Here is a 15,347-nt window from a genome sequence, read left to right as displayed (position 1 = left end):
AAGCGCACCAGCGGATTCCTTCTTGGTCTGTCAACGCCGATCGCCAGAACGGCTTCCTTTCAGGTCCCGGCGCATGACCACGAAAATCGGAGGCGATCTTCGGAACGTGTCATGCGCAAAAAACAAACTGCTACACCATCCGTCACGCGTCCCTCGAGGCGCGCGGCGGATGGTGTAGGCAAATCACGGCGTGTGCCGGACCAGTAGGGCGGACCTAGCCACACTACTTTGACCATGGCAAGCAAGCGCCCCATCGCCCTGAGCTGGTTTGACCGTAAATTATGTCCGCTTCCGGGCAATATCTTGTGATACGGCATCCCCAGCACCTGAACCGATATAGCGTCGGAATGCGTCCGGACCAGCCCCGGCAAAGAAATCGTCCGCCTTACCGGTCGCCACAACGGCGCCATTGTCCAGAAACACCACATTCTGGCCGATACGGCGGGCATCCTGCGGCTGGTGCGTCACGAACAGCACCGTCATGCCGCGCTCGGCATGAACCCCGGCAACCAGGTCGAGCATGTCGTCGCGCAAGGCCGGCCCGAGCGAAGCGAACGGCTCGTCGAGCAGCAGCACCGGGCGATCGCGCACCAGCACGCGCGCCAGGGCAACGCGCTGCCGTTCGCCACCGGAAAGTTCGCGCGGCAACCGCTTCTCCTTGCCGGCAAGGCCGGTGCGTAGAAGCGCCTCCGCGATATCAGTGCGGTCGGCCTCGGTCAGCCGCAGCGACGGCGAGCGGCCGAGCCCGACATTCTGCTCGACCGAGAGATGAGCAAAGAGATTGTTCTCCTGGAACACCATCGACACCGGCCGAGCCGAGGGCGGCTGGGCGCTGACATCCGTCCCGCCGATCAGCACCCGGCCGGACTGTGGTGTCTCGAACCCGGCGACCAGGTTGAGCAGCGTCGACTTTCCCGAGCCGCTCGGTCCCATAATGGCGGTGATCTTTGTCGCGGCGAAATCGACATCGAAGACGAGCGTCGCTTCGCCATAGCTGAACGATACCTTGTCCAGCCGCACCGAAGCGCCTCGTTCAAGCCTGCTGGCCGCTCCGTCAGGCATCCCGGTTCTTCTCCCTGCCCATCCAGTGGGCCGTCATGACCAGAGCCAGGCAGACGAGGCCGAGCAGCAGCGCTAGGCCGGCGGCATCCTCGGTACGATAGCTGCCCATGCGCGCCAGGAGAAGGTAGGGCAAGGTCTGCACGGAATCACTGCCGAATAGCGCGATGACCCCGAGATCGCCGAGCGACAGCGCCATGGCGAAGGCAAAGGCGGTGGCGAGCGGACGCCGCAGCGATGGCCAGTCGATCAGCCGCAGCCTGGTCCAGCCGGAAATCCCAAGTTGCGCGCAGAGCCGTTCGTGACGTTCGCTCCCCGCATCATAGGCAGGGCGGACGGCGCGCAGCGCGAAAGGCATCGCCATAACCGCATTGACGGTGACGACCATGGCCGGGGCGATTGCGAAGACATCGCCGGCATGGCGCAGCAGCAGAAACCAGCCGGCGCCGATGACGATCGGCGGCACGACCAGGACAAACCCCGCGCCGGTGTCAGTTGCATGTTCGAGCACTGTTCTTGAGCCGGCGCTGTGGTCCAGCGCCAGCGCCCGGCGCGCCATGGTCAGGGCCAGCGACAGCATCACCGAAAGCAGTGCAGCCAGGAAGGCCAGCGTGGCACTGGTCAGTGTCGCCTTCCGGACAGTGGCCTCGCCGGCCAGCCGGCCGAGATCGGCGCCAAGTCCGGCGACCACAGTGGCCGCCATTGGCCCGACAACGAACAGCAGCGCCAGCACGATGAGCACTCCATTCAGCCACGCCTCGGTGGCCTTGACCGAGAGATAGCGGCGCGGCGCGACCGGCAGGTTGGTGTCGCCGACGACATTGGCGCCGAGCCGCGTGAGCGCCAGCACGATGATGAAGGTCAAGCCGATCTGCAGCAATGTCAGTGCAACGGCTCGCGCGGGATCGAAATCGAAGCGCAACGCCTGATAGATGCCGACCTCCAGCGTCGTCGCCGCCGGCCCGCCGCCAAGCGTCAGCACGATGGTGAAGGATGTGATGCAGAGCATGAACACCAACCCGGCGACACCGGGCAAGGCGGCGCGCAGCGTCGGCCATTCGATCAGCCGGAATGCCGGCCGCGCGCCCATGCCGAGCTGGCTCGCCAGCCGCCATTGGTCGGCCTGTATGGTCTGCAGCGCTTCGAGGAACAGCCGCACGCCGAGCGGCAGATTGAAGAAGACATGGGCGACGAGAATGCCTGACAGCCCGTAGATGCCTGGCCAGCCCTGGCCGTCCGCCATGCTGAACAGGCCGGCGAAATAGCCGGCGCGGCCGTAGAGCGCCAGGATGCCGAGCGCCGCCACGATCGCCGGCAGCGCCAGCGGCACGGCGAAGAGCTGCAGGATGAAGGCGCGGCCAAAGAAGCGCGGATGCCGCGACAGCGCCCGCGCCACGAACAATGCCGGGACGACCGAAAGAAGCGTCGAGAGGCCTGCCTGCCACAGCGTGAAGCGCACGACGCGCAGCAGATAGGGATCGAAGGCTGCCCAGGCGCCCGAAAGGTCACCGGCGCCTTCGACGAGCAGGCCGGCGAATGCGCCACCGATCAAAAGGGCGATTGCCGTAAGCGCGACGACGCCGGCGGTGACGCGGGGATCAGAAGACGCGCGTTGCACGCTGGACCGCCAGTTTCAGGATCGCGACACTTACAAAGAATTGCGATCCTTCGCGCACCCCTCTGTCCTGCCGGACATCTCCCCCACTTGGGGGGAGACTGGCAGTTTCCGCGCCTCGCTCATGCCTGCAGCGGTGTTGATTGGCGAAATCGCCGATGACAGCCAATCTCCCCCCAAGTGGGGGAGATGTCCGGCAGGACAGAGGGGGGCGCCGTAGAGCGGTCATCTTCGATCGGTTTGCCTCAAACTACTTGCTCATCACCGCCAGCCATTCATCCACCCAGGCCTTGCGGTTGGCGGCGACCTCCTCGGGGCTGAACAGCAAGGTCTTGGTCGGCTTGACCAGCTTGTCGAAGGCCGGGTTGAGCGGCTTGTCGGTCCTGCCTGCCGGAAACATCCAGTTGGTCTCCGGGATGGCGTCCTGGAACTTCGGCCCGGTCATGAAGGCCATGAACTTTTGCGCCAGCGGGTTCTTGGCTCCCGTCGTGGTGACGCCGGCGACCTCGATCTGCAGGTATTCGCCTTCCTCGAACGACGCCGCCTGGTAGCGCTCGGTCTTCTCGGCGACCATGTGGTAGGCCGGCGAGGTGGTGTAGGACAGCACCATTGGCGCCTCGCCCTTGGTGAACAGGCCATAGGCTTCGCTCCAGCCCGGCGTCACGGTCAGCACCTTCGTCCTGAGCTTGGCCCAGGCTTCCGGCGCCTTGTCGCCATAGACCGACTTCACCCACAACAGCAGGCCGAGCCCGGGCGTCGAGGTACGCGGATCCTGGATGACGATCTTGTCGTCGGCGCTGCCTTCGACCAGCTCCTTCAGGCTCTTGGGCGGCGTCTTGAGCTTCTGCGTGTCATAGACGACAGCAAAATAGCCGTAGTCGAACGGGACAAAAGTATCGTCGCTCCAGCCGCCAGGCACATTGATGCCGTTCACCGCGCCATGTGGCGCGAACAGGCCCGAAGCCTTGGCATCGGCGGTGAGATTGGTGTCGAGGCCGAGCACGATATCGGCCTTGGTGGATGCCCCTTCGAGCTTGACGCGGTTGAGCAGGGCCACGCCGTCGGCGACCGAGACGAATTCGACATCGCAGCCGCATTCGGCCTCGAATTCCTTCTTCACCACTGGGCCAGGACCCCAGTCGGCTGTGAAGCTCTCATAGGTGTAGACGGTGAGCTTGTCCTTGGCCACGGCCGGGCCGGACAGCACCACGACCATTGCTGTGCAAAGAGAATATAAAAGCGTGCGCATCGGCGCCTCCTTCGTTCACGTGACAAGGAATTGAGGCGTCGGACTGTCCGAAACGTCTAATCCCTCCGCCGGTACAAACCGGATCAGGTTCAGCGGGTTGGCGAGACTGCCTCTCAGCCGGTCCGCGAACATCGCAGCCGGCACCCCGTTAGAGCATTTCGACACATAGGCCTGGCCGCCGAACCGCGCAAGTGGGAGTTTGCCGCCTTCCGTTTCCCGTGCCGGGCTGGTAAGGGCGACGGGATATGAGCACATTCACCATCCTGCTTGGCGGCGATCTCATCCGCACGCCCCGGCTCGACCGACAGGTCGAAGGCTCGCGCGTCATCGCCGCCGACGCCGGCATCGGCCATGCACGGATGCTGGGCGTTGTGCCGGAACTGTGGGTAGGCGACTTCGATTCGGTTCCGGCCGATCTGCCCGCCAACCTCGCCGCTGTGACCCGCCAAACCTTCCCGGCGGAGAAGGACAAGACCGACGGCGAACTCGCGATCGCGGCGGCCCTCGAGCGCGGGGCAACGCGCCTTGTGCTGGCCGGCGCCTTCGGCGGCAAACGCGCCGATCACGCGTTCCTGCATCTCGCGCTCGGCCTGCGCCTTGCCGAGGCAGGAACGGACGTATTGCTGACCAGCGGCGCACAGGAAGGCATCCCGTTGCTGAACGCAACGGCTGGTTTCGACTATGCCGACGGCACGCTGTTTTCGATTCTTGGCTTTTCCGAACTGGCTGGCCTGACCGTCACCGGCGCCAAATGGCCGCTCAACCAGGTCGAAGTCGCTTTCGGATCATCACTGACCATCTCCAACGAGGTCAAGCTCAACAAGACCGGGGGCCGCCTCGAAATCACGCTCGGCCGCGGCCGAGCGCTGCTGCTCGCCCATCCCTATCCCTTGCCCGAAAGCTGACATGGCCCCGCCTCTTCTCAATCTCGACGGGATAAAACTGACCTTCGGTGGCACGCCGCTGCTCGACGGCGCCGCCTTGACCGCTTCGGCCGGTGACAAGATCGCGCTGGTCGGCCGCAACGGATCGGGTAAATCGACGCTGCTCAAGATCGCCGCCGGCCTCATCGAGCCCCAGGACGGCGAGGTCTTCCGCCAGCCTTCGGCGACTGTCCGCTATCTGCCGCAGATGCCCGACATGGAAGGGTTTGCCACCGTGCGGGCCTATGTCGAGGCCGGGCTCGGGCCTGCCGATGATCCCTACCGCGCCAGCTACCTGATGGAGCATCTCGGCCTGTCGGGCGAGGAGCGGCCGGGCGACCTGTCCGGCGGCGAGGCCAGACGCGCCGCCCTTGCCCGTGTCATGGCGCCGGAGCCCGACATTCTGCTGCTTGATGAGCCGACCAACCATCTCGATCTGTCGGTCATCGAATGGCTGGAAGAGGAACTCGTCCGCACCTCCTCGGCGCTCATCGTCATCTCGCACGACCGCCGCTTTCTCGAGCGCGTGTCGCGCGCCACTGTCTGGCTCGACCGTGGCCAGACCCGCAGGCTGGACAAGGGTTTTGGCCATTTCGAGGAATGGCGCGACCTGGTGTTGGAAGAGGAAGAGCGCGAGCAGCACAAGCTCGGCCGCCAGATCGTGCGCGAGGAACACTGGCTGCGCTATGGCGTGACGGCGCGGCGCAAGCGCAACATGCGCCGACTGGGCGAGTTGCAGACCATGCGCCAGCGCTTTCGCGGCCATCGCGGCGCCGAAGGCACCGCGACCATGGTGGCGAGCGACGCCGCCGAATCCGGCAAGCTGGTCATCGAGGCGAAAAACATCGAGAAGAGCTTCGGCGACCTCACCGTGGTCAAGGGGTTCTCGACCCGCATCCAGCGCGGCGACCGCGTCGGTCTTGTCGGGCCGAACGGCGCCGGCAAGACGACGCTTCTGAAGATGCTGACCGGCGAACTGGCGCCGGATGCGGGCTCGGTACGGCTCGGCACCAATCTGGAAATCGCCACGCTCGACCAGAAGCGCGAGGCGGTCGACCCGCAGCAGACGCTGGCGCAATATCTCACCGACGGACGCGGCGAAAACCTGGTCATCAACGGCGAACAGCGCCATGTCGTTTCCTACATGAAGGATTTCCTGTTCAAGCCGGAGCAGGCGCGCACCCCGGTGCGCGAGCTTTCCGGCGGCGAGCGGGCGCGGCTCATCCTGGCGCGCGTGCTGGCCCGGCCGGCGAACCTCCTGGTGCTCGATGAGCCGACCAACGATCTCGACATGGAGACGCTGGAACTGCTGCAGGAACTGGTCGCCGGTTTTGCCGGCACCGTCATCCTCGTCAGCCACGACCGCGATTTCCTCGACCGTACCGTCACCAGCATCATCGCGCCGGAAGGCGGCGGCCGCTGGGTCGAATATGCCGGCGGTTATTCCGACATGTTGGCCCAGCGCGGCGGCACCAGGCTCGACGACCGCAAGGCGCGGGCCAAGGCCGAGCCCGGCGAGGCGCCGGCACCGGGCAAGAGCGAGCCGGCAATGCCAAAGGGACCGGCGAAGAAACTGTCGTTCAAACAGAAATTCGCGCTCGACTCCTTGCCCAAGAAGATCGAGGCCGTGACCGCATCGATCTCGCGGCTGGAGAACAACATTGCCGATCCGGCCTATTACGAACGTGATCCGGCCTCGTTCCAGAAGACCATCGCCGCCCTCGACAAGGAGCGTGCGACGCTCGCCGCGCTCGAGGAAGAATGGCTGGAACTGGAGATGCTGCGCGAGGAGATGGAGGGCTAGGCCACCTGCAACCTAGCCCTTGATTATTGCTTCCGCACGAGAGTGCGCATAAGTTATGCGCATGTTGCGGAGGCTATTATGCGCAAGATTGCTTTGAATGCGATCCGTCAGCCAGCAAACCTGTCGATCGACTCGAACCTCATGAGGGAAGCCAAAGGGCTAGACGTGAATGTCTCGCGCGCTGCGGAAGCTGGCATCGCGGAAGCGGTGGCAGCCGAAAAAACGCGGCTGTGGAAGCTCGAGAACCGCGCCACGATTGATGCGTGGAACGATTACGTCGAAAAGCACGGCATGCCGTTGGAAGAATATCGGCAGTTCTGATGGCGCGCCATGATGTCTTTGCCGGTCGCGTCGAAGGCAGCTATTTGCTGGACGTTCAATCCGATCTGCTCGACAACTTCAAGACGCGGGCGGTCGTCCCGCTTCTCCCGGTCGCGACGGTGCCGCCACCGATGCGAAAACTTCATCCGATTTTCGAGATCAATGGCCGAAAACTGGTAATGGCGACTCACCTGATCGCCACCGTTCCAGCGAGCGAACTGGGTGAAAGTCGGATGAACCTGGCAAAGCACCACGACGACATCATCGCCGCGCTCGACATGCTATTTCAGGGTTTCTGAACGGCGACGATTACGTATCCCCGGCCCTCTCAACCCGCCGTCTTGGCCTGCCAGGCCTTGATCGCCTCGTCGAACACCTTCTCGCCGGGAATGCCCTTTTCCATGGTCAGCAGTGCCCGCCGTCCGGTCTTGTAGACCACTGGCACGTCGATCCAGTCCTGGCCGCGCAGCAAGGTCATATTGGCGTCCTCGTCGGCCTTGGTGTCGTTGAGCGCGACGAGGAAGAAGCCGTCGGCGATCTTGGCCGGGATTCCGATCAGCGGGCTGCCGGCGTCCTGCTCCGAACTCTTCATGGCGACGCGCAATATGTTGTCGACGCCACCACCTTCGAAGCCGTCGGGCGTCAGGAAGATCATCTCGATGATGTGACTGGCCGGCAGCGTCCGGTCGGTGTTGCGGCGGATGGTCATGCGCAATTGGATATCCTTGCCCGGGATAGTCGCCTCGGCGCGGATCGCCGGCTCGGGCGGCAGGTCGCCGCCGGGCGATTCCTGCACCAGCGACCAGACGATGCTGCCGGGTTCGGCCGAACCCTGCGCGGTGCTGGTGCGCTCCTCATAGAAGATCGCCTTCTGGCCGACCGGCACCGAGGCTTGCGCCGGAGCGGGAGCGGCAGCAGGCGCCGCTGGTGTCGTGCCCGCCGGTGCCGGCGGCGTGGCGGCGGCATTGGCCGGGGCCGCGGGTGCGGTTCCGTTGGCGGGGGGTGTCGCGGGCGCGGTGCCGCCCGCAGGTGGAGTCGCGGCAGGCGTCGCCGCGGCGGGCGCGCCCGTGACCGGGGGCGGACTGGCCGGTGGCGGTATTGCCGGCGGCGGTGTTGCCGGCGCGGTCGTCGCCGGGGGCGGCGGCGCCGGGGGCGGCGTCGTCAGCGCGGCGACGGATTCACCCTCGCCTACGCCGCTTTGTCCTCCGGCCGGGCCAGGGTCGGTTTCACCGCCTCCAGGCGTCAATCGTTGCGTGAATTTCGTCCCTTCGGCGCCTGTCGCGGGCGCCGGTGGCGGCGCGACGTCGGTCGCCGGCTTGGCCGGCTTGGCCGGCGCCGGTTTCACCGGCTCGATCTTGGCAACAACCTTGCTGCCGCCCAGGCCCAGCATCTTGCCGAAGGCGTCCTTGTTCAGCCAGATGCCATAGCCACCGCCAGCAATGACCAGCAGCGCGACGACGGCGGCGATCAGCCCGCCATAGCTCCGCTTGCGCTCGGCCGGGCGCGGACGCTGGAAGGTGTCAGCCTCCGCCGGCTCCTCGTCGTTCGGGAAGACATCGGCGTGCTCGTCGTCCTGGTCCGCGTCCATGCCAGGCAGGGCATGGTCGGCAAGGTTCGGGTCGGCAAGGTTCGGGGCTGCTGACTGCGCCGGTAGGGGCTTTTGCCAGCTTGGCTCGGCCTTGGCGGCGGGTGATGGCGCGGGCCGCTCGGGCGGTGGCGCGGGGCGATAAGGCTCCGGCCTGGCGGCGGGCGGCGCCGGTCGGACGGGCTCCGCCTTCGCCGGCTGGCGCGTGTGACTCGGTTGATTCTTGTTGCGGTCGATGGAGGAAAAGATGTGTTCCAGCTCGGCGAGCGGGTCCGTTTCCGGCACGCTTTTGGCGTAGTCGCGTTCGACGCTCGCAATGGCGTCCTCCAGCGTGCGCTTCTGCCTGGCTATTGCCTCGGCGGCGAGCGGCGGCGAATAATCCGCAAGCTTCTTCACCAGCATGGCACGCACGCTGTCGTAGATGCGCGTGCGCTTGTCAGGCGTCTCGTCGCCGTGCCTGTCGAGCGCCTTTTTCAGAACAGCAACGAAATCTGCCATGCTTCAGTCGACCTGTATTTTTGCTCCCGCGCCGGCCCCCGCAAATCAGCCGCGATGCCCGGAAAGGCTTCAGAAACTAGTCTTGAAACGGGTCGGTCACAAGTATCGTGTCGTCCCGTTCCGGGCTGGTGGAGAGGAGTGCGACCGGCGCGCCGATCAACTCCTCGATATAACGGACATACTTGACCGCCTGGGCCGGCAGATCGTTCCAGCTGCGCGCGCCGGCGGTGGTGCCTTTCCACCCTTCCAGCGTCTCGTAGACCGGTTCGACGCGGGCCTGCGCGCCCTGGCTGGCCGGCAGATAATCGATCATCTCGCCGTCGAGCCGGTAGCCGGTACAGACTTTGATCTCGTCCAGCCCGTCGAGTACATCGAGCTTGGTCAGCGCGATGCCTTTGATGCCGTTGACGGCGACGGCCTGGCGCACCAGCACCGCGTCGAACCAGCCGCAGCGGCGCTTGCGCCCGGTGACGACGCCGAATTCGTGACCGCGCGTGCCGAGGAACTCGCCGATCTCGTTCTTCTGTTCGGTTGGGAACGGACCTTCGCCAACGCGCGTCGTGTAGGCCTTGGTGATGCCGAGCACATAGCCTATGGCGCTGGGCCCGACGCCGGAGCCGGCGGCCGCCTGCCCGGCCACGGTGTTGGACGAAGTGACGAAGGGATAGGTGCCGTGGTCGATATCGAGCAGCGTGCCTTGCGCACCCTCGAACAGGATGCGCTCGCCGGCGCGGCGCTTGTCGTCCAGCACTTTCCAGACACGGTCCATATAGGGCAGGATCTCGTCGGCGACCGATGTCAATTCACTCATGATCGCCTCATGCGTGACTTCGGCATGGCCGAGCCCGCGGCGCAGCGCATTGTGGTGCGTCAGCAACCTGTCGACCTTCAGGGGCAGTGTTTCCAAATCCGCCAGATCCATCACCCGAACCGCGCGTCGGCCCACCTTGTCCTCATAGGCGGGGCCGATACCGCGGCGGGTCGTGCCAATCTTCGTCCCGGAATTTGAGGCGGCGTCCTCGCGGAATCCATCCAGCTCCCGGTGCAGCGACAGGATAAGCGCTGTGTTTTCGGCTATTTTCAGGCGATCGGGCGTCACCTCGACGCCCTGTGCCTTGAGCTTGGCGACTTCGGCCACGAAAGCGTGCGGATCGAAGACCACGCCATTGCCGATGATGGACAGCTTGCCCTGCCGCACGACACCGGACGGCAACAGCGACAGCTTGTAGACCTTGCCGTCGACGACCAGCGTGTGGCCGGCATTGTGGCCGCCCTGGAAACGCACCACGACGTCAGCACGCTCCGACAGCCAGTCGACGATCTTGCCCTTGCCTTCGTCGCCCCACTGCGAGCCGACGACCACCACATTGGCCATGTTTCTTTTCCCTTGAAACGCCGCCGAGCGGCTTGGATATGGTTCGAAACGACAGGCCTCTATAGCGTCAAGACCTCGCGAGCGCGACCTTTCTTTGCCGCCGAAAATGCCCTGAGGCACAACAATTTTCGGCTTTGACATCATTTACTTGGACCGACCGGGGCAATAGGCCGACAAACACCGCGGCGCATCCGCCGCGGCCGGAATGCCGCCATGCATCGAAGCGCCTACATATTCCTGCTGCTCACCACCTTGCTGTGGGGCGGCAATTCGGTGGCCGGCAAGCTGGCTGTCGATCATGTCTCGCCGATGACGCTGGTCTTCCTGCGTTGGGTGCTGGCGGTAGCGATCCTGCTGCCGATCGGCTGGCGGACAATCCGGGAGGACTGGCCGGTGGTGCGCCGGCACTGGCTCGTCCTGGCGGCGCTGGGCGCCAGCGGCTTCACTCTGTTCAACACCATCTTCTACACGGCGCTCAACTACACGACGGCGATCAACGTTTCGATCGAACAGGCGGCGATGCCGATCCTGATCATGACAGCCAATTTCATCTTCTTCCGCCTGCGCGTAAGCTGGGCGCAGATTGCTGGCGTCGTGCTGACCATCGCCGGCGTGATCCTGACCGCCTGCCATGGCGACCCGCGCCGGCTGCTGACGCTGGAGCTCAATTTCGGCGACGCCATCATGCTGGTCGCCGTCATCCTCTACAGCGGCTATTCGGTCGGCCTGCGCCTGAAGCCGGTGATGCGTTGGCAGAGCCTGATGCTGTCCCTGTCGGTCGCGGCGCTGATCACCTCGCTGCCCTTTGTCCTGTGGGAAATAGCCGCCGGCAAGGTCATCGTGCCCGATGCGCGCGGCTGGACAGTCATCGTCTACACCGCGATCGGCGCCTCGGTCATCTCGCAGATCCTCTACATCAGGGGCAACGAGCTGATCGGCGCCAACCGCGCCGGCCTGTTCATCAATCTGGTGCCGATCTTCGGCACGCTGCTTTCGGTGCTGATCGTCGGCGAGACGTTCCAGCTCTATCAGGCATTGGCACTCGTGCTCGTGCTGGGCGGCATCGCGCTTGCCGAATATAGCGGGCGAAGGATGGCCGTGCCGGCCCGCCGGTAAAGTGCTACCGCACCAATTCCTTGCGCACCGCCGCAATATCGTCGGATGAGACCGCCGGAGCGGAATTGCCCCAGCTGCCGCGCACATAGGTCAGCACGTCGGCGACTTCCTGGTCCTTCAGGCGCCATGCGAGCGAAGGCATGGCAGGTGTCGTCGGCGCGCCGGCCGTATGGACAGCCTGGCTTCCGGCGAGAACCACCCGGGCAAGCGTTTCGGGATTGTTTTGCGCCACGATCGAGTTGCCGACGAGCGGCGGGAACAGAGCTCCGGCCCCGGCACCATCGTCACCATGGCAGGCCGAACAATTGTCATGGTAGATCGCCTCGCCCGCGGCCATCCGCGCCTCGTCCGGCTTTGGCGCTTGCGCATTGCCGGTGTCCGAGCCCAGGCTCTTGAGATAGACGGCAACAGCCTTGAGGTCCGGATCCGTCATTTTCGAGGTCGAGTTTTCGACGGCCTCGGCCATCGGACCGGACGCGATCGAATGCGCGTTGACGCCGGTCTTGAGGTAGGTAACCAGATCCTCCTGCGACCATTTCCCAAGGCCGGATTGGGCATTGTTGGTGATGTCGGGCGCAAACCAGCCCTGCAGCGACGCCCCTTGCAGAAAACCGCTGTCCTGGTCGGCTCCGAGGAAGGATTTGGGTGTATGGCAGGTGCCGCAGTGCCCCGCCCCCTGCACGATATAGGCGCCGCGGTTCCATTCCGCCGACTTGGAGGGATCCGGCGTGAAAGTGCTTTCGGTGAAGTTGAGGAGATTCCAGCCCCACATCGCCAGCCGGATGTTCAGGGGAAACGGCAGCTGGTTGGCCTGCACCTTGTTCGGCACCGGCTCGACCGTGGTGAGATAGGCCCAGAGGTCGGAAATGTCCTGCTCGTTCATCTTGGTATAGGCGGGATATGGCATGGCGGGGTAGAGCCGCACGCCATTGTGGCCGATGCCGGTCTTCATCATGTTGCGGAAATCGTCTTCCGACCAATTGCCGATGCCCGTCTCGTGGTCGGGCGTGATGTTGGGCGGCACCAGTGTGCCGAACGGCGTTTCCAGTGGCAGGCCGCCGGCCAGGGGCTTGCCGTCCGGCCTCGTGTGACAACCCGCGCAATCGCCGAGCACGGCCTGGTACTGACCGCGTATGATCTGGTCCGCCTGGTCGGCGGCGATTGCCGGAGCGATCGCCAGGAGTGCCGCGCCGGTGGCGAGGATGGCGGTGAGCGTTCTCATGCCCGCACCAGCGGTGCGCCGGGATTGCGCAGATACTGATTGCGGATGGCGTCGGCGGCACGGAAGGCAAGCGCGCCGACCGTTCCCGTCGGGTTCTTGCCGGCGTTCTGCGGGAAGGCCGACGCGCCGATGACAAAGACGTTCGGCACATCCCAGCTTTGCAGGAAGGTGTTGACCGCGCTTCTCTTCGGGTCGGTCCCCATGATGGCGCCGCCGGTATTGTGGGTGCTCTGATAGGGGACGCTGTCCCAGCCCTTCTTGCGGCGGCCGACGCTGTATTGCTTGCCGCCGAACGCCTTGGCGATGTCCTCCATCCGGTCGCATACATAGTTCGACATCCGGATGTCGTTGTCGGGGAAATCGAACGTCATGCGCATCAGCGGCCGGCCGAAGCGATCCTTGTAGGTCGGGTCGAGATCGAGATAGTTGGTGCGCGTGGCGTAGCTGCTGCCCTGCGAGGAATAGCCGAGCGTGCTCTTGTAACCCTCGACGGTCGCTTTCTTCCACGCCCCGCCCCATTTCGGCGTGCCGGGCAGCGTCGGCCTGGTGCCGATCGGGCGTCCGTTGGTGGGGATGCAGTTGATGCCCGCGCCGCCGACGAAATCCAGCGCACCGTGATCGAAAGCGTCGCCGTTGAAATCGTCGATTGTCTGGCCGAGCGCGCCGGCCGCGATGAACGGATTGAAGTTCTTGTCGTCGAAGAACACCTGCACGCCGGCATTGGTCTGATAGCAGTAATTGCGGCCGACCGTGCCCTCGCCGGTGTTGGGATCATAGATCTTGCCGATGCCGGAGAGCATCATCAGGCGGGCATTGTGCAGCCCGTAGGCGCACAGAAGCACGAGATCAGCCGGCTGGAAGAATTCCTGCCCTGACGTGTCGACATAGGTCACGCCACGCGCCGACTTGCCGCCGGCGGTAAGATCGACATGCAGCACTTCGCTGTCGGTCCGGACCTCGAAATTGGCCTTCTTCATCAGGACGGGGAGGATGGTGGTCTGGGCGCTTGATTTGGAATAATTGGCGCAGCCGAAGCGCTCGCAGAAACCGCAATAGGTGCACTGCCCCATGGTGATGCCGAGCGGATTGACATAGGTGCGAGACATGTTGGCTGACGGCGTCGGGAAAGGATGCAGCCCCATCGACCGGCCGACATCGGCGAACAAGGTCGGCGCGTAGGTCATCTCCATCGGCGGGTTCGGATAGTCCCGCGCCCTCGGATCCTCGAACGGATTGCCGCCTTCCTGCAGTTTGCCTTTGATGTTGCCGGCCTTGCCCGAAATGCCCGCCAAATATTCGAACTGGTCGTAGTAAGGCTCCATTTCGGCGCCGGTCACGCCCCAGTCCTCGACTTGGAGATCCGCGATCCTGGCCGCGCCATAGCGCTTGGTCAGGTTGGTTTTCGTCTGGAAGTCCGAATCCCAGAATCGCCAGGTGTGGCCGTTCCAGTGCACGCCGGCGCCGCCAACCCCGTTGCCGGGCAGGAAGGAACCGAAATCGCGCATCGGCAGCGCTGTCTGCGACGGGTCGTTGCGCATCGTCATCGTTTCGACGGCGGGCTGCAGGAAGAGGTCGCGCCGCACGCTGTAGCGCAATTCGTCCTGTGCATAGCCGATGTTGAAATCGGTGGCCGTGTCGCGCCATGGACCGCGTTCTATGGCCAGCACGTCGAGGCCCTGGTCCGTCAATTCATGCGCAAGGATGGACCCGGTCCAGCCGAGGCCGACGATCACGACATCCTTTCGGGGCAGTATCGTCGTCATGGTCAGCTCCTCTTGCCCAGCCATTCCGGGCTGCCCTCGATGGAGACGGGCGGCCGCGGATAGGGCTGATTGTGCTTGCTGACATGGTCCCGGTAGTCATAGCGCGCGCCGGGGAAGCCGAGCATGCGCCACGACACCATGTCCTTGTTGCCGCCATAGACCGGATCGGCAAAGAACCCTTCCATCGTGTTCTGCAGAAGAAGTCCGAAGAAGCCGGGCCCCTTGACGCCATTGGGCAGTTCGATCTTACCCGCCTCCATGGCCGTCAGGAACGCATCCTGATCGGCCGGCTGCAGTTCTGCGAATGTCTTGCCGTCGCGTTGCTTCAGGAAGGCATCGATGGCGGCGAGGCCGACGCGGTAGCGCTGGGCGGGATTGGCCTCACCCTGATATCCCTGCGTCGGCAATGCGGGCAGGAATGGCCCTTGCGTATAAAGCCGGCTCGAGGTTCCGAACGCGCCCATCAACTGCCTGTCGATATAGACGGCGCAGCCCGCCTCCTTGCCGCCCATGCTGAGATCGTCGGCGGGGATGATGCGGTCGACGATGGCTTCGACAAGAGCCGCTTCCTGCGGTGTGAAAAATTGCCAGCCGCCAGGGACCACCTGCATCGGCGGATCTGACGACAGGGGTGCCCAAGGCAGGGAGCCGGAGAAAGAGCGGGCAAGGCTTGCCGAAGTCGCCGTGACCGTAAACATCGCGACCGATGAAAGGAAAAGGCGCCGATTCAGCCTGACAGTATTGCGATGATCCATCCAAGGCACCTTGACAGCAACGAGCGCGCACCGGAAGTTGCGCGTTAAATCATGACCAAAAC

The 15,347-nt window shown here is 64.6% G+C and carries 13 protein-coding genes and 1 riboswitch; of the genes, 5 read left to right on the top strand and 8 right to left on the bottom strand.

From position 1 onward, the window contains the following. Positions 1 to 279 precede the first annotated feature (279 nt). From thiQ to thiB, 3 genes are all read right to left on the bottom strand, one after another. On the bottom strand, positions 280 to 1,062 hold the full coding sequence (gene thiQ / locus FJ548_RS11715) for a thiamine ABC transporter ATP-binding protein (RefSeq protein WP_140777940.1): 783 nt from the start codon (positions 1,060 to 1,062) through the stop codon (positions 280 to 282). After that, entirely contained in the window at positions 1,055 to 2,677 is a 1,623-nt protein-coding gene (thiP, locus tag FJ548_RS11710; RefSeq protein WP_140777939.1) for a thiamine/thiamine pyrophosphate ABC transporter permease, read from the bottom strand. The genes thiQ and thiP overlap by 8 nt, the downstream gene beginning before the upstream one ends. A 247-nt stretch (positions 2,678 to 2,924) precedes the next feature. Next, entirely contained in the window at positions 2,925 to 3,923 is a 999-nt protein-coding gene (gene thiB, locus FJ548_RS11705; protein ID WP_140777938.1) for a thiamine ABC transporter substrate binding subunit, read from the bottom strand. 43 nt (positions 3,924 to 3,966) lie between these two features. Continuing rightward, a riboswitch (TPP riboswitch) is annotated at positions 3,967 to 4,081 on the bottom strand. A gap of 87 nt (positions 4,082 to 4,168) precedes the next feature. Between thiB and FJ548_RS11700 the strand changes: the two genes are divergently transcribed. From FJ548_RS11700 to FJ548_RS11685, 4 genes are all read left to right on the top strand, one after another. After that, the gene (locus FJ548_RS11700; RefSeq protein ID WP_140777937.1) at positions 4,169 to 4,828 is read left to right on the top strand and encodes a thiamine diphosphokinase; all 660 of its coding nucleotides are present in this window, start codon (positions 4,169 to 4,171) and stop codon (positions 4,826 to 4,828) included. A 1-nt stretch (position 4,829) separates the two neighbouring features. After that, positions 4,830 to 6,650, top strand: coding sequence for an ABC-F family ATP-binding cassette domain-containing protein (locus tag FJ548_RS11695; protein WP_140777936.1), 1,821 nt, complete (start codon positions 4,830 to 4,832; stop codon positions 6,648 to 6,650). Positions 6,651 to 6,728: 78 nt separating this feature from the next. Next, entirely contained in the window at positions 6,729 to 6,971 is a 243-nt protein-coding gene (locus tag FJ548_RS11690; protein ID WP_140777935.1) for a type II toxin-antitoxin system CcdA family antitoxin, read from the top strand. Beyond that, positions 6,971 to 7,270 (top strand): CcdB family protein, encoded by a 300-nt coding sequence (locus FJ548_RS11685; protein ID WP_140777934.1) that lies wholly within the window; start codon positions 6,971 to 6,973, stop codon positions 7,268 to 7,270. The genes FJ548_RS11690 and FJ548_RS11685 overlap by 1 nt, the downstream gene beginning before the upstream one ends. A 29-nt stretch (positions 7,271 to 7,299) precedes the next feature. On the opposite strand, the gene FJ548_RS11680 is transcribed toward FJ548_RS11685, so the two are convergent. Both FJ548_RS11680 and FJ548_RS11675 read right to left on the bottom strand, forming a co-directional pair. Further along, positions 7,300 to 9,054, bottom strand: coding sequence for a hypothetical protein (locus FJ548_RS11680; protein WP_140777933.1), 1,755 nt, complete (start codon positions 9,052 to 9,054; stop codon positions 7,300 to 7,302). A 76-nt stretch (positions 9,055 to 9,130) separates the two neighbouring features. Continuing rightward, the gene (locus FJ548_RS11675; protein WP_140608267.1) at positions 9,131 to 10,429 is read right to left on the bottom strand and encodes an adenylosuccinate synthase; all 1,299 of its coding nucleotides are present in this window, start codon (positions 10,427 to 10,429) and stop codon (positions 9,131 to 9,133) included. 213 nt (positions 10,430 to 10,642) lie between these two features. Between FJ548_RS11675 and FJ548_RS11670 the strand changes: the two genes are divergently transcribed. Continuing rightward, positions 10,643 to 11,545: a DMT family transporter gene (locus FJ548_RS11670; RefSeq protein ID WP_140694919.1), complete on the top strand. Its 903-nt coding sequence runs from the start codon at positions 10,643 to 10,645 to the stop codon at positions 11,543 to 11,545. Between the two features lie 4 nt (positions 11,546 to 11,549). On the opposite strand, the gene FJ548_RS11665 is transcribed toward FJ548_RS11670, so the two are convergent. From FJ548_RS11665 to FJ548_RS11655, 3 genes are read right to left on the bottom strand one after another with little or no spacing between them, the layout of a single operon-like run. Continuing rightward, positions 11,550 to 12,767: a cytochrome c gene (locus tag FJ548_RS11665; protein ID WP_140694916.1), complete on the bottom strand. Its 1,218-nt coding sequence runs from the start codon at positions 12,765 to 12,767 to the stop codon at positions 11,550 to 11,552. Beyond that, complete coding sequence (locus tag FJ548_RS11660; RefSeq protein ID WP_140694913.1) at positions 12,764 to 14,530, bottom strand: GMC family oxidoreductase; 1,767 nt, start codon at positions 14,528 to 14,530, stop codon at positions 12,764 to 12,766. Before FJ548_RS11660 ends, FJ548_RS11665 begins: the two co-directional genes overlap by 4 nt. Before the next feature lie 2 nt (positions 14,531 to 14,532). Beyond that, the gene (locus tag FJ548_RS11655; protein ID WP_226890429.1) at positions 14,533 to 15,141 is read right to left on the bottom strand and encodes a gluconate 2-dehydrogenase subunit 3 family protein; all 609 of its coding nucleotides are present in this window, start codon (positions 15,139 to 15,141) and stop codon (positions 14,533 to 14,535) included. Between the last annotated feature and the right edge of the window lie 206 nt (positions 15,142 to 15,347).

The sequence above is a fragment of the Mesorhizobium sp. B2-4-17 genome (assembly GCF_006441275.1).
GTDB lineage: Bacteria > Pseudomonadota > Alphaproteobacteria > Rhizobiales > Rhizobiaceae > Mesorhizobium.
The sequence above is the reverse complement of the archived record's forward strand: the minus strand, read 5'-3'. Positions and strand labels throughout refer to the sequence as shown.